General features: G+C 73.1%; 17 protein-coding genes and 1 tRNA gene. 11 read left to right on the top strand and 7 right to left on the bottom strand.

The features are described from left to right. Positions 1–103: 103 nt before the first annotated feature. Both QL983_RS01150 and QL983_RS01155 read left to right on the top strand, forming a co-directional pair. Positions 104–598 carry an HNH endonuclease gene (locus QL983_RS01150; RefSeq protein WP_036382503.1) on the top strand — a complete coding sequence of 165 codons (495 nt, stop codon included), beginning with the start codon at positions 104–106 and terminating at the stop codon, positions 596–598. A gap of 76 nt (positions 599–674) precedes the next feature. Beyond that, positions 675–2,543, top strand: a complete 1,869-nt coding sequence (locus QL983_RS01155) for an ABC transporter ATP-binding protein (protein WP_290151119.1) — start codon at positions 675–677, stop codon at positions 2,541–2,543. 26 nt (positions 2,544–2,569) lie between these two features. Here the strand turns inward: QL983_RS01155 and QL983_RS01160 are convergent. Next, a tRNA-Arg gene (locus QL983_RS01160) sits at positions 2,570–2,643 on the bottom strand. Positions 2,644–2,695: 52 nt separating this feature from the next. Further along, the gene (locus QL983_RS01165) at positions 2,696–3,343 is read right to left on the bottom strand and encodes a hypothetical protein (RefSeq protein WP_036317981.1); all 648 of its coding nucleotides are present in this window, start codon (positions 3,341–3,343) and stop codon (positions 2,696–2,698) included. 226 nt (positions 3,344–3,569) lie between these two features. Here QL983_RS01165 and pcrA point away from each other — a divergent pair, with 226 nt between their 5' ends. From pcrA to sucD, 3 genes are all read left to right on the top strand, one after another. Continuing rightward, on the top strand, positions 3,570–6,131 hold the full coding sequence (gene pcrA / locus QL983_RS01170; protein ID WP_230297389.1) for a DNA helicase PcrA: 2,562 nt from the start codon (positions 3,570–3,572) through the stop codon (positions 6,129–6,131). Between the two features lie 184 nt (positions 6,132–6,315). Further along, positions 6,316–7,485, top strand: a complete 1,170-nt coding sequence (gene sucC / locus QL983_RS01175; RefSeq protein WP_230297390.1) for an ADP-forming succinate--CoA ligase subunit beta — start codon at positions 6,316–6,318, stop codon at positions 7,483–7,485. 27 nt (positions 7,486–7,512) lie between these two features. Continuing rightward, on the top strand, positions 7,513–8,433 hold the full coding sequence (gene sucD, locus QL983_RS01180; RefSeq protein ID WP_070709002.1) for a succinate--CoA ligase subunit alpha: 921 nt from the start codon (positions 7,513–7,515) through the stop codon (positions 8,431–8,433). A gap of 126 nt (positions 8,434–8,559) precedes the next feature. On the opposite strand, the gene QL983_RS01185 is transcribed toward sucD, so the two are convergent. After that, the gene (locus QL983_RS01185; protein WP_230297391.1) at positions 8,560–9,690 is read right to left on the bottom strand and encodes a VIT1/CCC1 transporter family protein; all 1,131 of its coding nucleotides are present in this window, start codon (positions 9,688–9,690) and stop codon (positions 8,560–8,562) included. A gap of 105 nt (positions 9,691–9,795) precedes the next feature. Between QL983_RS01185 and QL983_RS01190 the strand changes: the two genes are divergently transcribed. Further along, positions 9,796–10,215 (top strand): DUF202 domain-containing protein, encoded by a 420-nt coding sequence (locus QL983_RS01190; RefSeq protein WP_049147149.1) that lies wholly within the window; start codon positions 9,796–9,798, stop codon positions 10,213–10,215. 4 nt (positions 10,216–10,219) lie between these two features. Continuing rightward, the gene (locus tag QL983_RS01195; protein WP_129043073.1) at positions 10,220–10,543 is read left to right on the top strand and encodes a DUF202 domain-containing protein; all 324 of its coding nucleotides are present in this window, start codon (positions 10,220–10,222) and stop codon (positions 10,541–10,543) included. A 75-nt stretch (positions 10,544–10,618) separates the two neighbouring features. Here QL983_RS01195 and QL983_RS01200 read toward each other — a convergent pair whose 3' ends face one another. Together QL983_RS01200 and QL983_RS01205 are read right to left on the bottom strand one after the other, a co-directional pair. Next, the gene (locus QL983_RS01200; RefSeq protein WP_163721134.1) at positions 10,619–11,812 is read right to left on the bottom strand and encodes an alcohol dehydrogenase catalytic domain-containing protein; all 1,194 of its coding nucleotides are present in this window, start codon (positions 11,810–11,812) and stop codon (positions 10,619–10,621) included. A gap of 219 nt (positions 11,813–12,031) precedes the next feature. Further along, positions 12,032–13,528, bottom strand: coding sequence for a sodium:solute symporter (locus QL983_RS01205; protein WP_230297392.1), 1,497 nt, complete (start codon positions 13,526–13,528; stop codon positions 12,032–12,034). A 184-nt stretch (positions 13,529–13,712) separates the two neighbouring features. On the opposite strand from QL983_RS01205, the gene QL983_RS01210 reads away from it, so the two are divergent. The 4 genes from QL983_RS01210 (at position 13,713) to QL983_RS01225 (ending at position 18,131) form a co-directional block, all read left to right on the top strand. Further along, entirely contained in the window at positions 13,713–14,282 is a 570-nt protein-coding gene (locus QL983_RS01210) for an XRE family transcriptional regulator (protein WP_230297393.1), read from the top strand. A gap of 74 nt (positions 14,283–14,356) precedes the next feature. Then, positions 14,357–15,373, top strand: a complete 1,017-nt coding sequence (gene speB / locus QL983_RS01215) for an agmatinase (RefSeq protein WP_216886332.1) — start codon at positions 14,357–14,359, stop codon at positions 15,371–15,373. Further along, a complete protein-coding gene (locus QL983_RS01220) occupies positions 15,370–17,085 on the top strand; it encodes a thiamine pyrophosphate-binding protein (protein ID WP_230297394.1) in 1,716 nt (571 codons plus the stop codon). Before speB ends, QL983_RS01220 begins: the two co-directional genes overlap by 4 nt. Positions 17,086–17,300: 215 nt before the next feature. Then, on the top strand, positions 17,301–18,131 hold the full coding sequence (locus QL983_RS01225; RefSeq protein WP_290151120.1) for a hypothetical protein: 831 nt from the start codon (positions 17,301–17,303) through the stop codon (positions 18,129–18,131). 23 nt (positions 18,132–18,154) lie between these two features. On the opposite strand, the gene QL983_RS01230 is transcribed toward QL983_RS01225, so the two are convergent. Together QL983_RS01230 and QL983_RS01235 are read right to left on the bottom strand one after the other, a co-directional pair. Continuing rightward, positions 18,155–18,679 carry a pyridoxamine 5'-phosphate oxidase family protein gene (locus QL983_RS01230; RefSeq protein ID WP_095347279.1) on the bottom strand — a complete coding sequence of 175 codons (525 nt, stop codon included), beginning with the start codon at positions 18,677–18,679 and terminating at the stop codon, positions 18,155–18,157. A 67-nt stretch (positions 18,680–18,746) separates the two neighbouring features. Beyond that, positions 18,747–19,574 (bottom strand): inositol monophosphatase (locus QL983_RS01235; RefSeq protein ID WP_290151121.1); only part of this gene is annotated, 828 nt, incomplete at its 5' end.

A 19,574-nucleotide genomic window follows, 5' to 3' on the forward strand; every position in this document is an offset into this window, starting at 1 on the left:
GTGAACCTCTTCCGCCGCCGCAGGCGACACGTGGCGCGCCGATGCACCCGCGTCTAGCGTGGAGACACGACGCCCCTGTGTCCCCACGCTTCCGAGGCCCCCGATGCGCACACTCGTCCTCAACGCCGGCTACGAACCCCTCTCGGTCGTCTCCGACCGCCGGGCGCTGCTGCTCGTGGCCACCGGCAAGGCGAGCGTGCTCGAGGACGCCGGTGACCCGATGCGCAGCCCCACCCGCGCGTGGGGCCGGCCCCTCGTGATCCTGCTGCACCAGTACATCCGGGTGCCCCACACGGATGCGGCCCCGGTCTCCCGCAAGGGCGTGCTGCGGCGGGACGGACACCGCTGCGCCTACTGCGGCGCCCACGCCACCACCGTGGACCACGTGCGGCCGCGCTCGCGGGGCGGCGAGAACACGTGGGAGAACCTCGTGGCCTGCTGCCTGCGCTGCAACGGGGCGAAGGCGGACCGCTCGCTCGAGGCCCTGGGCTGGCGGCTGCGGGTGGAGCCGGTGCGCCCGCGCGGGGCCCAGTGGCGGATCCGCGAGCTGGAGCGGCCCGCCGAAGCGTGGCGGGACTACCTGCGCCTGGCGGCCTGACGCCGGAAGCGGAATCGTGCCCGCCCGTGCCCGGCGGTTCCTAGACTCTCCAACGGTCGAGAGAGCGGAGGGGCCCATGAGCATGGAGTCGGCGGCACGGATGTCCATGATGCGGATGACCCGCGGGCAGTCCGACGCCCAGCAGAGCCTCGCCCGCGGCACGGTGCGCCGGACCATCGCGTTCGCGGGCCGGTACCGCACCCGCCTGATCGTGTTCGTCGCGGCGTCCATCGTGGGCGCGGTGCTCGGCGTGGCCTCGCCCGTGCTGGCCGGCGACGTCGTCAACGCGATCACCGGCGGCGCGGACCGCGGGCTCGTGGTGCGGCTGGCCCTGCTGATCGCCCTCGTGGCCGTGCTCGACGCGGCGCTGTCCGTGTTCACCAAATGGCTCTCCTCCGGGCTGGGGGAACGCGTCATCTACGACCTGCGCACCGCCGTGTTCGACCACGTGCAGCGCATGCCGGTGGCGTTCTTCCAGCGCACCCGCACCGGCGCGCTCGTCTCGCGCCTGAACAACGACGTGATCGGGGCGCAGTCGGCGATCTCGCGGACGCTCTCCGGCGTCGTCGCGAACGTGGTGTCCGTGGTGCTGACCCTGGGCGTGATGGTGGCCACCAGCTGGCAGGTCACCGTCCTGTCCCTCGTGATGCTGCCGCTGTTCCTGGTGCCGGCCCGGGCGGTCGGCTCGAAGCTGGCGGACCTGTCCCGCGAACGGGCCGGGCACAACGCGGCCATGGGCGACCAGATGACCGAGCGGTTCTCCGCTCCCGGCGCCACACTCATCAAGCTCTTCGGCCGCCCCGCCGCCGAGTCCGCCGAGTTCGCCCGCCGCGCGGACCGCGTGCGCGCCACCGGCGTGGACATCTCCGTGCGCCAGGCGGTCTTCACCACGCTGCTCACCCTGGTCTCCGCGCTCGCGCTCGCGGCCGTGTACGGCGTGGGCGGGCTCCAGGCGATCGCGGGCACCCTCGACGCCGGCGACGTCGTCACCCTCGCCCTGCTGCTGACCCGCCTCTACGCGCCCCTGACCGCGCTGGCGAACGCCCGCGTGGAGATCATGAGCGCGCTCGTGAGCTTCGAGCGCGTGTTCGAGGTCCTGGACCTGGAACCCCTCATCACGGAGCCCGCGCGGCCCGCAACCCTGCCGGAGGGGCCCCTGTCCGTGCGGCTGCGGGACGTGCGCTTCGCCTACCCCACCGCGGAGCAGGTGTCCCTGGCCTCCCTCGAGGAGGTCTCCGTGCTGGACACGCGCGGCGGCGAGGAGGTGCTGCACGGGATCGACGTGGCCGTGCCCGCCGGGGCCACGGTGGCCCTCGTGGGCTCCTCGGGTGCGGGCAAGTCCACCATCGCCTCGCTCGTCACGCGCCTGCACGACGTCACCTCCGGCGCCGTCGAGATCGGCGGTGTGGACGTGCGGGACCTCGCGTTCGCGGACCTGCAGCGGGCCGTGGGCATGGTGACCCAGGACGGCCACCTCTTCCACGAGACCGTGCGCGCCAACCTGACGCTGGCCCGCCCCGACGCGACGGACGAGGAGCTGTGGGACGCCGTCGAGCGGGCCCGCCTGCGCCCCGTGGTCGAGGCGCTGCCGGACGGGCTGGACACCGTGGTCGGCGAGCGCGGCTACCGCCTCTCCGGCGGCGAGCGGCAGCGCATGACGATCGCGCGGCTGCTGCTGGCGGCCCCGCGCGTCGTGGTGCTGGACGAGGCGACGGCGGCGCTGGACTCCACCAACGAGCGCGCCATCCAGGAGGCGCTGGGGGAGGCGCTGGCCGGGCGGACCGCGATCGTGATCGCGCACCGGCTCTCCACCGTGCGCAACGCGGACGAGATCCTCGTGGTCGAGGCCGGGCGGATCGTGGAGCGCGGCACGCACGCCGAGCTGCTCGCGGCGGACGGACGGTACGCGGAGCTCTACACCACGCAGTTCGCCGACGCGGAATGAGGCGGCGGCCGGACCGGCCACCCGGGTGCCCCAGGCCGGAATCGAACCGACGGCCTACCCTTTAGGAGAGGGTCGCTCTATCCAACTGAGCTACTGGGGCGCGGACCGCGCGTCGCGCGCGCCGGTCCGGTGAGCGAGTCTAGCCGAGCCTTTCAGGCCGCCCGCGCGGCGCGACCACGACGGCGCCGCCCGGCCCACAGCATCACGGCCACCGCCAGCGCGAGCAGCGCCAGCAGGACCCAGCGGGTCAGCGTCAGGGCGGCGGCCAGGCCGGTGCCCGGGCCGCCGGCGGCGATCGCCTGCTCGATCGCGATGTTCTCGCAGATGTCCACGACCGCGAACAGCACGCCCAGCCCGAAGACGGCCCACTTGGCGCCGACGGGACGCAGGCGCCATGCGCCGACCGCGGTGACCGTCAGTGCCACGGCGATCGGGAAGATCACGCCGGCCGTCTTGTGCACCCAGTTCAGCTGGCCGCGGGCGTCCTCGTCCATGACCGCGGAGAGCGCGCGGATGTGGTCCTGCCCGTAGAACAGCAGGGAGTCCGGCATCGCCAGGCCGCCGCTGAGCTGGGTCATCTGCTGCAGCACCAGCAGATGGAGGTACGCGCCCACGAGCAGGGTGGTCACGATCAGCGCGCTCACCGGGATCGCCGGGCTGCCCTCGCGCTCAGCGGCCGCGGCGAGGTCCTCACGGACGTTGACGTCCCGCAGCGTGGGACGGGAGCGCGGGGACTCGGCGACCGGGCGCGCGGCGGGCCGCGACGGGCGCGGACGGGACTTGCGGGACTTCTGGGACACGGGGCACCTCCGCGGTCCATCCTCCCAGACCGGCCGAGCCGGTCCGGTCCCGGTCCGGCTCCGCTTCGTCCAGCCCACTTTCGAACGTGAGATCGGGGTCATGGGGACTTTCGAACGCGAGACAGGCCCCACATCACGTTCGAGAGTGCGGGTGGGGCGGGGGCGGGGGTGACGACGACGGCGGCCCCGCTGTCGCGTCCGGGGCCGCGCCTAGACTGGGTCCGCCATGGCTGACCTCTTCTCCGCGCTCGGACGCACGCCCCTGAACCTCGACCGGACCCGCCGCCCAACGGACCCGGAGACCGCCCTGCCCGGGCTCGTGCCCCCGGACGTCACGCGCGCGGCCGCGGACCCCGAGGCCTGGGGCGAGGACGTCCGGCCGGCCGCGCCGACGCACACTCCCGAGTCGCTCGTGGCGGGGCTCAACCCGCAGCAGGCAGCCGCGGTGACCCACACGGGGGCGCCGCTGCTGATCGTGGCGGGCGCCGGCTCGGGCAAGACCCGGGTGCTGACCCACCGCATCGCGTGGCTGCTCGCCACCGGACGGGCGCGGCCGCACGAGATCCTCGCCATCACCTTCACGAACAAGGCCGCCGCGGAGATGCGCGAGCGTGTGGCCGGGCTGATCGGTCCCACCGCCCAGCGGATGTGGATCTCCACGTTCCACTCCTCCGCCGTGCGGCTGCTGCGCAACGAGGCCGCCAACATCGGGCTGAAGTCCACGTTCACCATCTACGACTCGGCGGACAGCCTGCGCCTGGTCACCACCGTCGCCAAGCAGCACGAGCTGGACCCGAAGCGCTTCGCGCCCAAGGCCCTGCTGAACCGCATCAGCTCCCTGAAGAACGAGCTCGTGGAGGCGGACGACTACGCCGCCACCGTGGCCGAGGGGGACCCGTGGGGCCGCGCCGTCGCCGCCGTCTACCGGGACTACACGGCCCGCCTGCGCCAGGCCAACGCCCTGGACTTCGACGACCTGATCGGCGTGACGGTCCACATGTTCGAGGCGTTCCCGCGCGTGCTGGACAACTACCGCCGCCGGTTCCGCCACGTCCTCGTGGACGAGTACCAGGACACCAACCACGCCCAGTACCGCCTGATCCGGCTCCTCGCCGGCCCGGCGGGTGACCCCGAGGGCGTGGAGACCCCCGGCGGCGAGCTGACGGTCGTCGGCGACTCGGACCAGTCCATCTACGCGTTCCGCGGCGCGGACATCCGCAACATCGTCGAGTTCGAGCAGGACTTCACGGACGCCGTCACCATCAAGCTCGAGCAGAACTACCGCTCCACGCAGACCATCCTGGACGCCGCCAACGCGGTGATCGAGCGCAACCCGGACCGCCGTCCCAAGCGCCTGTGGACGGCCGAGGGGGAGGGCCCCGCGATCGTCGGCTACGCCGCGGAGAACGAGTCCGCCGAGGCGGAGTGGATCGCCACCACCATCGACCGGCTGCAGGACGAGGACGGGATCCGCCCGGCCGACGTCGCCGTGTTCTACCGGACCAACGCGCAGTCCCGTGCGCTCGAGGAGCGGCTGGTGACGCGCGGCATCCCGTACCGGGTCATCGGCGGCACGCGCTTCTACGACCGCAAGGAGATCAAGGACGCGCTCGCCTACCTGCGGGTGATCGTCAACCCCGACGACGACGTCAACGTGCGCCGCATCCTCAACGAGCCCAAGCGGGGCATCGGGGACCGGGCCGAGGGCGCCGTCGCCGCGTGGGCCGAGCGGAACCGCTCCACGTTCTCCGCGGCCCTGCGCGACGCCGAGAACGCTCCCGGCATGGCCGCCCGCTCGCTCAAGGCCGTCCGCGGCTTCGTGCAGATGATGGACGACCTCGGCCAGGTCGCCGAGTCCGCCGGCCCGGCCACCGTCCTGGAGGCCGTCCTCGAGCAGTCCGGGATGCTGGCCGCCCTCCGCGAGTCCGAGGACGTGCAGGACGAGTCCCGCGCGGACAACCTCGGCGAGCTCGTCGCCGTCGTCCGCTCCTTCGAGACGACGCATCCGGACGGCACCCTGTCCGACTTCCTCGAGCAGGTGGCGCTCGTGGCGGACGCAGACCAGCTGCCCACGGCCCCGGACGTGGAGGGCGAGGCGCTCGCCGAGCAGCAGGGCCAGGTCACGCTCATGACGCTGCACACCGCCAAGGGCCTCGAGTTCCCCGTGGTGTTCCTGACGGGCATGGAGCACGGGGTGTTCCCGCACGCCCGCTCGATGACGGACGAGAAGGAGCTCGCGGAGGAGCGCCGTCTGGCCTACGTGGGCCTGACGCGCGCCCGCCGTCGCCTGTTCCTGACACGCGCCGAGGCACGCTCGCTGTGGGGCCAGCACCAGTTCAACCCGCCCAGCCAGTTCCTCGGGGAGATCCCGGAGACGCTCATCGACTGGGAGCGGGAGGGCACCACGCGCTCGGCCGGGTCGTTGAGCCTGACCGGCGCCGGCACCTCGCGCTACGCGGGGCGGTTCGGCGGCGGGCGACCGGCCTGGCGGTCCCGGGACGACGACGGCGCGCGGCCCCAGCGCCTCACCCGCGGGGACGAGCCGGCGGACCTCACGGTGCCCTCCGCCGTGGTGCGCGGGAAGGCGCCGAGCCGGGTGCAGCCGCAGAAGGAGATCGTGGCGCTCAGCCCGGGCGACCGCGTCTCCCACGCGACCTTCGGCGAGGGGCGTGTGGACGCCGTCGCGGGCGCGGGGGACAAGACCGTCGCGACCGTCACCTTCGACGCCACCGGGGCGCAGAAGCGGCTGCTGCTGCGCTACGCCCCGCTGACGAAGGTCGAGGGCTGACGGGACCGGCCCGCCGACTCCCCGGTCTCTCCGGGGTGTGGACTAGAGTGAGCCGTGGAACGCCGCCGTCCGCCGCCCCGCTGTGCCCCCGTGCCCGGCCCGGCCACGGAGGGGGCGTCGACGTCGGCCGCGCCCGCGGGCGAGGCCGGCAGACCCTGTCTTCGACCAAGAAGGACACACCACCGTGGACCTGTATGAGTACCAGGCGCGCGATCTGTTCGAGGCGCACGGCGTCCCCGTGCTGGCCGGCATCGTTGCGCAGACCCCGGACGAGGCCAAGGCGGCCGCGGAGAAGATCGGCGGCGTCACCGTCGTCAAGGCGCAGGTGAAGGTCGGCGGCCGCGGCAAGGCCGGCGGCGTGAAGGTCGCCAAGACGGCCGACGAGGCCTACGAGCACGCCAAGGCCATCCTGGGGATGGACATCAAGGGCCACACCGTGCACCGGGTCATGATCGCCCAGGGCGCCGACATCGCCGAGGAGTACTACTTCTCCGTGCTGCTGGACCGCGCCAACCGCACCTACCTGGCCATGTGCTCGGTCGAGGGCGGCATGGAGATCGAGCAGCTGGCCGAGGAGCGCCCCGAGGCCCTCGCCAAGGTGCCCGTCTCCGCGCTGACCGGCATCGACGCCGAGACCGCCCAGAAGATCGTCGCCGAGGCGGGCTTCCCCGAGGAGCTGCGCGCCGACGTCGCCGAGGTCATCCAGAAGCTCTGGGAGGTCTTCGAGAAGGAGGACGCCACCCTCGTCGAGGTGAACCCGCTGGTGAAGACCGGCGACGGCACGATCCTCGCCCTGGACGGCAAGGTCTCCCTCGACGACAACGCGGCGTTCCGCCACGAGGACCACGCCGCCCTCGTCGACGAGCGCACCGAGGACCCGCTGGAGGCCAAGGCCAAGGCCAACGGCCTCAACTACGTGAAACTGGACGGCCAGGTCGGCGTGATCGGCAACGGCGCCGGCCTCGTGATGTCCACCCTCGACGTCGTCGCGTACGCCGGCGAGCAGCACGGCGGCGTGAAGCCGGCCAACTTCCTGGACATCGGCGGCGGCGCCAACGCCGAGGTCATGGCCAACGGCCTCGACGTCATCCTGGGCGACGAGCAGGTCAAGTCCGTGTTCGTGAACGTCTTCGGCGGCATCACCGCGTGCGACCAGGTCGCGAACGGCATCGTCAAGGCCCTCGAGATCCTGGGTGACACCGCCACCAAGCCGCTGGTCGTGCGCCTGGACGGCAACGCCGTGGAGGAGGGCCGCCGCATCCTGCAGGAGGCGAACCACCCGCTCGTCACCCTGGCCGCCACCATGGACGAGGGCGCCGACAAGGCCGCCGAGCTCGCCCACTCCGCGAACTGACCGTTCGGAAAGACTGAGGAAACAGCTATGTCGATCTACCTGAACAAGGACTCCAAGGTCATCGTCCAGGGCATCACCGGCGGCGAGGGCACCAAGCACACCCGCCTCATGCTCAAGGCCGGCACGAACATCGTGGGCGGCGTGAACGCCCGCAAGGCCGGCACCACCGTGTCCCACGAGGACAAGGACGGCAACGCCGTCGAGCTGCCCGTCTTCGGCACCGTCAAGGAGGCCATGGAGAAGACCGGCGCGGACGTGTCCGTGGCCTTCGTGCCGCCGGCCTTCGCCAAGGACGCGGCGATCGAGGCCATCGAGGCCGAGATCCCGCTGCTCGTGGTCATCACGGAGGGCATCCCGGTGCAGGACTCCGCCGAGTTCTTCGCCCTGTCGCAGTCGAAGACCGGCGAGGACGGGAAGCCGAAGACCCGCATCATCGGCCCGAACTGCCCCGGCATCATCACCCCGGGCGAGGCCCTGGCCGGCATCACCCCGGCCACCATCACCGGCTCCGGCCCCATCGGCCTCGTGTCCAAGTCCGGCACGCTGACCTACCAGATGATGTACGAGCTGCGTGACTTCGGCTTCTCCACCGCCATCGGCATCGGCGGCGACCCGATCATCGGCACCACCCACATCGACGCCCTCGAGGCGTTCGAGGCCGACCCGGACACCCAGGCCATCGTGATGATCGGCGAGATCGGCGGCGACGCCGAGGAGCGTGCGGCCGAGTTCATCAAGGCCAACGTCACCAAGCCGGTCGTCGGCTACGTGGCCGGCTTCACCGCCCCGGAGGGCAAGACCATGGGCCACGCCGGCGCCATCGTCTCCGGCTCCGCCGGCACCGCGCAGGCCAAGAAGGAGGCCCTCGAGGCCGCGGGCGTGAAGGTCGGCAAGACCCCGTCCGAGACCGCCCAGCTCATGCGGGAGATCCTGCAGGCCCAGGCCTGATCCCGCGGTGGGGGGCGCCGATGCCGGCGCTCCGCACCGGCAGGCGGATGCACCACGGCCCCTGTCCCTCGTCCTGAGGGGCAGGGGCCGTGTGCTGTGCGGGGCGGAGCAGGCGGTGGGCGCCCGTCAGCCCACGTTCGCGCCGAAGAGCAGGCCGAGCACGTACGTCACGGCAGCGGCGCCGAAGCCGATCGCGAGCTGGCGCAGGCCCCGAGCCAGCGGTGAGGAGCCGGACAGCAGCCCGACCACACCGCCGGTGAAGAGCAGGGCCACGCCCACCATCGCCGCCGCCAGGCCCAGGGCCCACAGCCCGGACATGCCGAAGATGTACGGCAGGATCGGGATGAGTGCGCCGGAGGCGAAGAACGCGAAGCTGGACAGGGAGGCGCTCCACGCCGAGCCGATCTCCGCGAAGGAGTCCGAGTGGTCCACCGGCCCCTGGGAGCCGTCGGGACGGGCGGAGAACTGCGGGTTGCAGTCGCACGTGAGATAGCCGAGGCGCTCGAGCGCGCGGTGCTCGGCGTCCTCGGGCGTCATGCCGCGGGCCAGGTAGACGAGCGTGAGCTCGTTGTGGTCCAGGTCCAGGTGCTGGGCCGCCTCGAGGGTGATCTGGGTGGGGGAGGAGGCCTCGAGCAGCTCCCGCTGGGACCGCACCGAGACGTACTCGCCGGCCGCCATGGACAGCGCGCCCGCCAGCAGGCCGGCCACGCCGGTGAACAGCACGACGGACGGCGCCACGCCCGTCGCGCCGATGCCCATCACGAGCGCCAGGTTGGAGACCAGCCCGTCGTTCATGCCGAAGACGGCGGCGCGGAAGTTGCCGGCCAGCTGCTCGCGACCCCGGGCGGCGAGGCCGCGCACGACCTCCTCGTGGATGGCCTCGTCCGCCACCATGCCCTCGGGGGCGTCCTGGTCCTCCGCGTAGGGAGTGTCCGACTCGGCGCGCTGGGCCAGGGCCAGCACGAACACGGAGCCGAAGATCCGCGCGAGCCAGCGCAGCAGGATGCGGTGCAGGGAGGGGCGCGGCGGGTTCTCGGCGTGCCCACCCAGGAGGGCCCGCCAGTGCTGTTCGTGGCGGCGCTCGGCCTCGGCGAGGCCGAGCAGGATGTCGCGCTCCACGCCGTCCTTGCGGGCGGCGATGTCGCGGTAGATCTGACCCTCGGCGATCTCGTCGGCGAGGTAGCGGCGCCAGCGTCGGACCTGTTCGCGGGTCGGCTCGGGGCGTGCCGCAGGAGTGGCGGTGTGGGCGGGGCTCATGGGGCTCCATCGGATGGGCAGGCGGAGACGGGCGCCGCCGCCGCGGACCACGGCGGCCGGGCGCGCGCCCGACCCGCCAGTCTACGCCGTCGCTACCATGGCCGCATGGACGCAGCAGAGACCCCCGACGGCCCCGAGGCCGCCGCCCACGACGGCGGCCGGCCGGCCTGGCAGCACCGCCTCCTGGCGGGCGGGGTGGAGCCGGACCCCCGGTTCACGCTTGCCAATGAGCGCACGTTCCTGGCCTGGGTCCGGACGGCGCTGGCGCTGCTGGCCGGCGGGGTCGCGGTGGAGGCGTTCACCGGCGCCCTCTTCGCGCCGCCGGTCCGGGTGGTGCTGAGCACGGTGCTGCTCGTCCTGGCGGCGCTGCTCGCCCTGGGCGCGGGTGTGCGCTGGCTCCGGGTGGAGCGGGCGATGCGCCGCGGCCGTCCGCTGCCGCTGCCGCTGATCGTCCCGGTCCTGGCGGGGGGCGTCGTACTGGCGGTCGTGGTGCTGCTGGCCGCCGTCGTCCTGCCGCGGGGCTGAGGCGATGCGTCTGCATCACGACCCGGGGCTGCAGCCCGAGCGCACCGTGATGAGCTGGGGCCGCACGGTCCTGGCGCTGAGCGTCCTCAGCCTCACGTTCCTGAGGTGGTGGCCGGCCGTCGGCGCGTGGGCGTTCGGGCCCGCGGTGGTGGCGGCCGTCGGCGGGGCGGCGGTGCTGGCCACGCAGCGCCGGCGCTACGTGGCGCAGGCGGACGGAATCGCGCGGGAGCAGGCCCGGCCGGCCCTGGCGTCGGTGGCCTGCATGGTCGCGCTGGTGGTGGGCTTGGCGGGCCTCGGGATCACCGCCACGCTGCTGCACGCGGCATGATCCGCGGACGACGACGGCGCCCCTCACCTGCGCGGGCAGGTGAGGGGCGCCGTCGTGCCTCCGGGGGCGGACCGCTCAGCGGGCGATCATGCCGTGGGGGTCGATGACGAACTTCTCCAGGGACCCCTGGTCGAACTCCGCATAGGCCTGGGGTGCCTCGTCCAGGGTGATCACGCGCGGGTTGACCATCTCCGTCAGGTACGGCATCCGGTCCCACAGGATCGACATCATCAGCTGACGGTTGTAGCGCATGATGGGCGCCTGGCCGCCGATGATGTGGGGCGACTTGATCCAGGCCTTGCCGAAGTCCACCGGGAAGGTGCCCTCCTGCTCGGCCTTCGTCTCCGCGATCGGGTTCGGCCCGTAGATGCCGATGATGCCCGTGGCGCCGCCCGGACGGGTGATGTCCAGGACCTGGTTCACGGCGGCGATCGGCTGCATCTCATCGGACGCGGAGCCCAGGCCGTGGGCCTCGGAGCCGACGCAGTCCACCGCGCAGTCCACCATCGGCTCGCCGAGGATGTCGTTCACGGCGTCCTGCAGGTTCTCCGTGGCGGAGAGGTCGATGGTCTCGCAGCCGTGCTTGCGCACCAGTTCCAGCCGCGAGGCGTCCTGGTCGCCCACGATGATGCACGAGGCGCCCAGCAGCCGAGCGGCGGCCGCGGCGCACCGGCCCACAGGGCCGGCGCCGGCGATGTAGACGGTGGAGCCGGGCTTGGCGCCGGCCGACATGAGACCGTGGAACGCCGTGGGCAGGATGTCCGAGAGCACGGCGAGATCCAGGATCTTCTCCATCGCCTGCTCCTGGTCCGGGAAGCGCAGCAGCTGGAAGTCGGCGTACGGCACGAACAGGTACTCGGCCTGCCCGCCCTGGAAGCCGCCCAGATTGAAGCCGTAGGCGGCGCAGGCCTGGTCCGGGTTGGCGGTCTCGCAGATCTCGGTCCGGCCGGCGCGGCAGTTGCGGCAACGGCCGCAGGCCACGTTGAACGGCACGGAGACGAGGTCGCCCTCCTGCAGGAACTGGACGTCGCTGCCGACCTCCAGCACCTGGCCGGTCATCTCGTGACCCAGCACCATGCCCTCGGGGGCGGGGAAGGACCCGCGGTAGATGTGCAGGTCGCTGCCGCAGATGTTGGTCGCGACGATCTTGAGGATGACGCCGTGCGGCGCGGCGGAGCCGTCGGGCATCTCCAGCTTGGGGAAGTCCAGCTCGTCGACGCGCACGTCCTTGATGCCGTGGAATGCCACGGCGCGGTTCTTGGTGGTCATGAGAACTGTTGCCTTTCTGTCTCCAGCGAGGCCCCAGGTGGGGCGAGAGACGGGGCGAGCCCGAGGGGGAGTCCCGGTCTCAGGCTGTACGGAGACACTAGGGGCCGGGGGGAGCCCGCGGGAAGGGTCGCCCGCCGCCGCCCGCCGCACCACGTGGCCTCGGCCATCGTGCGGGCGTCGGAGGATCACAGGCCCCGGGGTCGTCGGCCAGAGGCACTCTCAGACCGCGGCGTCGACGCCGTGGCGGGAGCGCACCCGCCAGGCCTCGAGGACCGCGGGGTCGGTGGGCCGGGTCATCAGGCTGAGGAGGACGTACACGACGGCGGAGGCGGCCAGGCCGACGTAGATCGGCTCGTTCGCGAAGACGCCCTCGAAGGGCTCGGCCGCGTTCAGCTCGAGCCAGCCCATGGTGCCGAGGGTGCCCGCCGTCCCGACCACCATGGACCACAGGGCCGCCGTGCCGGTGCCGCGCTTCCACACCAGGCCGCCGACGATCGCGACGAACAGGCCGCCCACGAGGATGTCGTACGCGATGGTCAGGGCCGCCACCACGTCCGGGACGACGATCGCCAGCCCCAGCACGACGGCGCCGAGCAGCAGCACCCAGCCGCGGTTCGAGGCGAGCTCCGCCGCGGTCTGCGTGGCCGCGTCCTCGGCGACGGCGCCGTCCTCGGCGGCGGTCGCCTCGCCGCGGAGGATCGGGAGGATGTCGGTGCGCATCACGGTCGAGGCCGCGATGATCGCGCCCGAGGCGGTGGACATCATGGCCGCAACGGCGGCCGCCAGGGCCACGCCGCCGACGCCGACGGGCAGCAGGTTCTGGGCGACCCACGCGAACACGTCGTCCTGGGTGGCGATGTCCGCGGTGACCGTGCGGGCGGCCATGCCGATCACGGCGCCCGCGACGCCGTACACGATGCAGTACAGGCCCGCGGTGGCGCCGCCGATCTGCGCCACGCGGGGGGAGCGGGCCGTGAACACGCGCTGCCAGACGTCCTGGCCGATCAGCAGGCCGAGGGTGTAGATCACGAAGTAGGTGACGATCGACTGCACGCCGATCCCGTCCCAGCTGAAGAACTCGGCGCCCAGGCGCTCCTGCATGGCGCTCCAGCCGCCGGCCTTGGCCAGGGAGAGGGGGAGCATGAGGGCGAACAGGCCGATGGTCATGATGAGGAACTGGGCCATGTCGGCCAGGGTGATGGACCACATGCCGCCGAGCACTGAGTAGGCCAGCACGATGCCGCCGCCCACCAGGACGGACAGCCAGCGGTCCCAGCCGAAGAGCACCACGAAGATCGACGCGTAGGCGCCCGTGGAGGTGGCGGCGAGCATGAGCGTGTAGGCGAGCATCACGAAGGAGGAGGCGTGCGAGGCCCCGCCGCGGCCGTACCGCAGGCGCAGCATCTGCGAGACGGTGTAGATCTTTAGGCGGGCCAGGATCGGGGCGAACGCCACCGACAGGATGAGCACGCCGACGCCGATGGCGGCCACGAGCCACGCGCCGGAGAGCCCGAACTCGTACCCCAGGCCGACGCCGCCCACGGTGGCGGCGCCGCCGAGCACGACGGCGGCCATGGTGCCGGTGAACAGCACCGGCCCGAGACGGCGGCCCGCCACGAGGTAGTCCTCCGAGCTGGCGGCGCGGGCCTTGCCCCACCAGCCGAAGGCGAGCATGCCGACCAGGTAAACGGCGACGATGGTCAGGTTGAGGGTCACGGGCGGTCCTTGGGGCGAGGGGATCCGGGGCGCCGGATGCGGGGGCGCCGCGGCGGGACAGGAGTGATCGGCGTGTTGCCGATCACACGAACCGGGTCTACGGTAAACACATGTTGCTTATCAGACAACATGTCGTCCAGGGGGACATCGGCGATGTCGCCTGGCCGACGTCGGGAGGAGCGCGATGAAGGCCCTCCCGCTCGAGACCGCGCCGGGCCAGGCGCTGATCGGCCGTCGGCTGCGTGCGCTGCGCGAGGCGCGGCGGCTCACCGTGGCCCAGCTGGCCGAGGCGGCCGGCGTCAGCAAGGGCTTCCTCTCCCGCCTCGAGCGGGACCTGACGAGCCCGTCCGTGAGCACGCTCGTGACCCTGTGCCAGGTGCTCGGCGCGAGCCCGGGCGACGTCCTGGACGCGCCCGAGGTGACGGTCGTGCGCCTCGCCGACGCCCCCGCGGTCAACCTCGGCGGCGAGGGCATCCGCGAGCGCCTGATCACCCCGCGCGGCAGTCGCGACCTGCAGATCCTGCGCGCTGACATCGCGCCGCGCGGCCGCGGGGAGGCGGAGCTGTACACCGTGGACTGCCGCGTGGAGGCGGTGCACGTGGTCACCGGCCGCCTCGAGCTGCGGACCACCGAGGCCGTGCACCTGTTGGAGGAGGGGGACACCGTCACCCTCCCCGGCCGCGAGCCTCACTCGTGGGCCAATCCGGACGACCGCCCCGCCGTCGTGCTGTGGACCCTCGTGGGCCACGCGTGACCCCGTCCGGCGCGCCCACACCGGACAGACCAGACCGACCAGACCGAACCGAACCGCCCAGAGAGGACATCCAGATGCTCGAGATCCCCCGCGTCGAGGACAACGGCCGCCTCGGCCCCGTGAACTCCGCCCTCGTGCCCCGCTACGGCGGCGCCCCCACCTACGCGCTGCTGCCGCGCCTGGACGAGGCGGCCGCGGCCGGCGTCGCCCCGGAGATCAAGGTGGTCGGCGTGCCGTTCGACGCCGGCGTCTCCTACCGCCCCGGTGCACGCTTCGGGTCCGGCCACGTGCGGCAGTCCTCGCGGCTGCTGCGCCCGTACAACCCCGCCACGAACACCTCGCCCTTTGCGCAGGCCCAGGTGGTGGACGCCGGGGACATGGCGGTGAACCCGTTCGACATCGGCGAGGCCATCGAGGCGATCCAGCAGGACGCGATGGACCTCACCGAGGACGGCTCCTCGCTCATGACCATCGGCGGCGACCACACCATCGCGCTGCCGCTGTTGCGCGCCGCCTCCGCCCGCGCCGGCGAGCCCGTGGCCCTGCTGCACTTCGACGCCCACCTGGACACGTGGGACACCTACTTCGGCGCCGAGTACACCCACGGCACGCCGTTCCGCCGCGCCGTGGAGGAGGGGATCCTGGACACCGAGGCCATCTCGCATGTGGGCACGCGCGGTCCGCTCTACGGCAAGAAGGACCTCGACGACGACCACCGCATGGGCTTCGGCATCGTCACCTCCTCGGACGTGTTCCGTCAGGGCGTGGACGAGATCGTGGACCAGCTGCGCCAGCGCATCGGGGGTCGGCCGCTCTACATCTCGGTGGACATCGACGTCCTCGACCCCGCGCACGCGCCGGGCACCGGCACCCCCGAGGCCGGCGGCATCACGAGCCGCGAGCTGCTCGAGATCCTGCGTGGGCTGCGCGGGCTCGACATCGTGGGCGCAGACCTGGTGGAGGTGGCCCCGGCCTACGACCACGCCGAGCTGACCGGCGTCGCCGCCTCCCATGTGGCCTACGACCTCATCTCCCTGATGGCCGACCGCCGCGCCACCCGCGCGGCCGCCGGTGAGGAGCCGGGCCGATGACCGACGAGCAGACGACGACGGCGGCCCCGCGGCGCAACGGCGGCGACCTGGCCGTGGAGACGCTCCACGCCCTGGGCGCGCGGACGGTCTTCGGCATCCCGGGCCAGCACGCCCTGGGCCTCTTCGACGCCCTGTCCCGCTCCCCGCTGGAGTTCGTCTCGAACCGCGTGGAGAACAACGCCGCCTTCGCCGCCGACGGGTACGCCCGGGCCACCGGCGAGGTCGGGGTGCTGTTCCTCTCCACCGGTCCCGGCGCGCTCACCTCGCTGGCCGGCCTGCAGGAGGCCTACGCCACGGGCGTGCCGATGCTGGTGATCGCCTCGCAGATCCCGTTGTCCGGGCTCGGCGCCCGGCGCAAGGGCATGCTGCACCAGCTGGACGACCAGAAGGCCTCGGCCCGCAACGTCACCAAGGCCCAGTTCACGGTGCACCACGCCTCGGGCATCCCGTCCGCGATCCAGGACGCGTGGGCCGAGGCCGTCACCGTGCCGCAGGGGCCGGTGTGGGTCGAGATCCCGCAGGACGTGCTGCTCGGCGAGGTGATGGTGCCCCCGGTCGAGGACGCCCTGGCCGTGCCCTACGACCATCCGCCGCGCGCCGAGCTCGTGGCCGAGTCCGTGCGCTGGCTGCGCGGGGCCGGGCGGGTGGCGATCGTGGCCGGCGGCGGTGTGCGCCGCTCCGGCCGGGCCGCGATGGAGAGCCTGCGGGAGGTCGCGGAGCTGCTCCAGGCGCCCGTGGTCTGCTCGCCGGGCGGCAACACCGCCTTCCCGTGGGGGCACCCGCTCAGCCTCGGCGGCTGGGTGGAGGACCGCCTCGTCACGGACCTGCTCGAGGACGCGGAGGTGCTGCTCGTGGTGGGCTCCTCGCTCGGTGAGGTCACCTCCAACTACTTCACGCTCGAGCCGCGCGGCCGCCTCATCCAGGTGGACGCGGAGCCGCGTGTGCTGGAGACCAACCATCCCACGCTGGGTGTGCGCGCCGACGCCGGCCAGGCGCTCGAGGCCCTCGCCGCGGCGCTGCGCGAGTCGGGCTCGGTGGCGCAGGACGCCGCCGTCTGGCACGGCCGCACCCCGGCCGAGGTGGTCGCCGACGTCAACGCACGGATCGGCGCCCGGCTCGATGCCCAGGACCTCGGCGTGGAGCGCCGGCTCCTGGCGGACATCCGGGCCGCCGTCCCGTCGACCATGCAGACGTACTGGGACATGACCATCGCCGCATACTGGGCGTGGAACTGCTGGGACGCGCAGGACGGCGAGTTCCACTCGGCGCAGGGCGCCGGGGGGCTCGGCTACGGGTTCCCGGCCGCGTTCGGCGGCGCGGTGGGCCTGGCCCACCAGGGTCGCACGGGGATCGAGGGGCGCGTGCTCGCCGTCGCCGGCGACGGCTCGGCGATGTACTCCCTCGCCGAGCTCGCGGCCGCCCGGCAGCACGGTGCGGCGGTGACGTGGCTGATCATCGACGACGGCGGATACGGCATCCTGCGCGAGTACATGGAGGGCGCGTTCGGCAAGGCCACGGCCACCGAGCTCGACAGGCCGGACTTCCAGGCCCTCGCCGCCTCCTTCGGCGTGCCCGCCGAGACGGTGGGAGTGGAGGACGTGCGCGGCGCGCTCGAGCGCGCGTTCCAGGCGGACGGGCCGAACGTCGTGGTGGTGCAGACCCGCCTGGCGATGTGGGCGCCGACCCACCTGGGGGAGGCCCCGGAGGTCTGAGGCGGCCCGGCGCGGCTCAGCGGGGGCCGCGGGCCTCGAGCGGCTCGTAGTCCTGCCCCGCCCCGGCGGCAGCCCGACGTTCAACACTCGTGCCACGAGCGCGGTGGCGCAAGGCCGCCCGGGGTGGGGTTGGCGTGCACCTGTGGGAACTCGAGTTGCGGGCGGTGCGTGCGCAGTGCGGTGACGAGGTGGACCACGGCCACGGAGCTGTCTCCGTGGCGAAGAAGCCGGACTCGGGCGTCAAGGGAGCCGGGCCGAGGGCACGCGCGGACCGACCCGGTCACCAGGGACATGGCCCTCCATGTCGACGGCGCCGGGGCGGTTGCGGGCGTCCCGGCCGTGTCAGAAACCTCCCAGAAGACGTCCTGGAACCATCCCGCCGATCTCACGGAAACGTCTGGCGTTCGTTGCCATGCTGGCCTCTCGACGCGGCCCGCCACCCGGCGGGCACCGTCGCCGAGGGTGTCCCGCTCACGGTGACGATGAACGTGATCGACATGACCAACGGCGACGCCGCCATGACCGGCGCCGCCGTATACCTCTGGCACGCCGACGCGCAGGGCCGCTACTCGATGTACTCGGACGGCACCACGGAGGAGACCTACCTGCGCGGCGTCCAGGTGGTGGGCGACGACGGCACGGTCACCTTCACCACGGTGTGGCCCGGCTGCTACGCCGGCCGGTGGCCCCACCTGCACTTCGAGGTGTTCCCGGACAAGGCGTCCATCACGGACGCGACGAACAACGTCCTCACCTCCCAGATCGCCATGCCCGCGGAGCAGTCCTCACAGGTCTACGCCACCTCGGCCTACGACGGGTCCACGGAGAACTTCGCCAAGGTCAGCCTCGAGACGGACAACGTCTTCTCGGACGGCTACGAGACACAGCTGCCGCAGATCACGGGCTCCGTGGACAAGGGCTTCGCCATCACCATCGACGTCCCGATCGACACCACCACCGAGCAGGAGCAGGGCGGGATGGGCGGTCCCGGCGGCGGGCAGCCCCCGGCGGGCGGCGACGGCGCGCAGCCCCCGGCGCGTCCCTGAGCCTTCCCGGCCCGGTCACCGGCTCAGTCGGTCTGGGACTCGTTGCGCTCGGGGTGCGGGCCGAACACGAAGTGGCGGCCGGACACGCGCTGGACGTCCACGCGGACGTAGAAGTCCTTCAGCGTCGGCACCCACGGCTCGATGCCGAGGGACTCGGCCTCCGCGATCTCCGCCTCCGTGTCCAGGCGTCGCGCGGTGCCGTGCACGAGCACGGACCAGGCCTGGTCGGCCAGGATCCCGTCGGCCTGCACCACGACGCGCGGGTTCACCGTGAGCTCGGCGAGCTTCGAGCCGGGCGCGGTGCGGAAGTAGATGGCGCCGTCGTGGGCCCGCACGTTCACCGGCACGATGTCCGGCCGCCCGTCCACGGCCAGCCCGAGGCGCGCGTGGCGCACACGGCGCAGCAGTCGCCAGACCTGGTCCTCGTCCAGCACCAGGACGGCCTCACCGTCCGGGTGCTCGAACATCAGGTGGTCCCCGGGCTCCGCGACCGGATCGGGGCGCTGCATCGACGGGGCGTCGGCGGTGTCATGGTGCTGCTGGGTCATCGGGGCCTCCTGGCATGCCGGGACGGGCGCCGTCGGGCGCGGCGCTGAGATCGGGCTCACATCCACTCTATACATGGTCGGTCGCCCGCGAGGCGACGATGTCACCCAGCACCGCCGCCGTCGTCGGCGCCTCGCGGCCCGGGGCGACGGCGAGCGCGAACGGGCACGTGTGGGCGCGCGGGCCGTCGTCGACGAGCCGGCCCGACGACGGCGCGGCCGGGTCCGGTGTGAGCCACCTGCCCCCGGCGCGGCGCAGGATCAGCTGCCCTGCCGCGACGTCCCAGGGCTTGGTGTCCACGTACAGCGCGGCGTCGGCCCAGCCCGCCGCCGTGTGGGCGAGCTCGAGGGCGCCGGAGACGGTGCGGCGCACGGTCGCGTGGGCGGTCACGAGCCGCCCGAAGCGGCGCAGCGCGTCCTCGCCCTCGCGCGCGATCGCTTCGCCCGCCGGGTAGGAGGTCACGAGGTTCTGGGCGCGCTCGCCGCCGGCCGGCGCCGGCCGGCCGACCTCGGCCAGCGGGCGCTCCGGCCCGTCGCCGCGGGTGAGGTAGGCGCCGTCCGCGTCGGCGGAGAACGCCAGCCGGCCCACGGGGTCCAGCACGACGCCGGCCACCACCTCGCCGTCGACCTCGGCGGCCAGGGACACCGAGAACATCGCGAAGCCGTGTGTGAAGTTGGAGGTGCCGTCGATGGGGTCGACGATCCAGGTCAGCCGGGCGGCCTCACCGGTGCCGGCCTGCGCCCCGAGCTCCTCGCCGAGCACGCCGGAGCCGGGGACCGCCGTCGTGAGCGCGGCGACGAGCCGGGCCTCGGTGTGTCGGTCGTGCACGGTGACGAGGTCGTGGTGCGTGGTCTTGGCCTCGGGCCCGATGGCGGTGGGGGAGCGGAAGGCGGCGGC

The organism is Micrococcus sp. APC 4021 (assembly GCF_030407635.1).
In the GTDB taxonomy this organism is placed as follows: Bacteria; Actinomycetota; Actinomycetes; order Actinomycetales; family Micrococcaceae; genus Micrococcus; species Micrococcus luteus.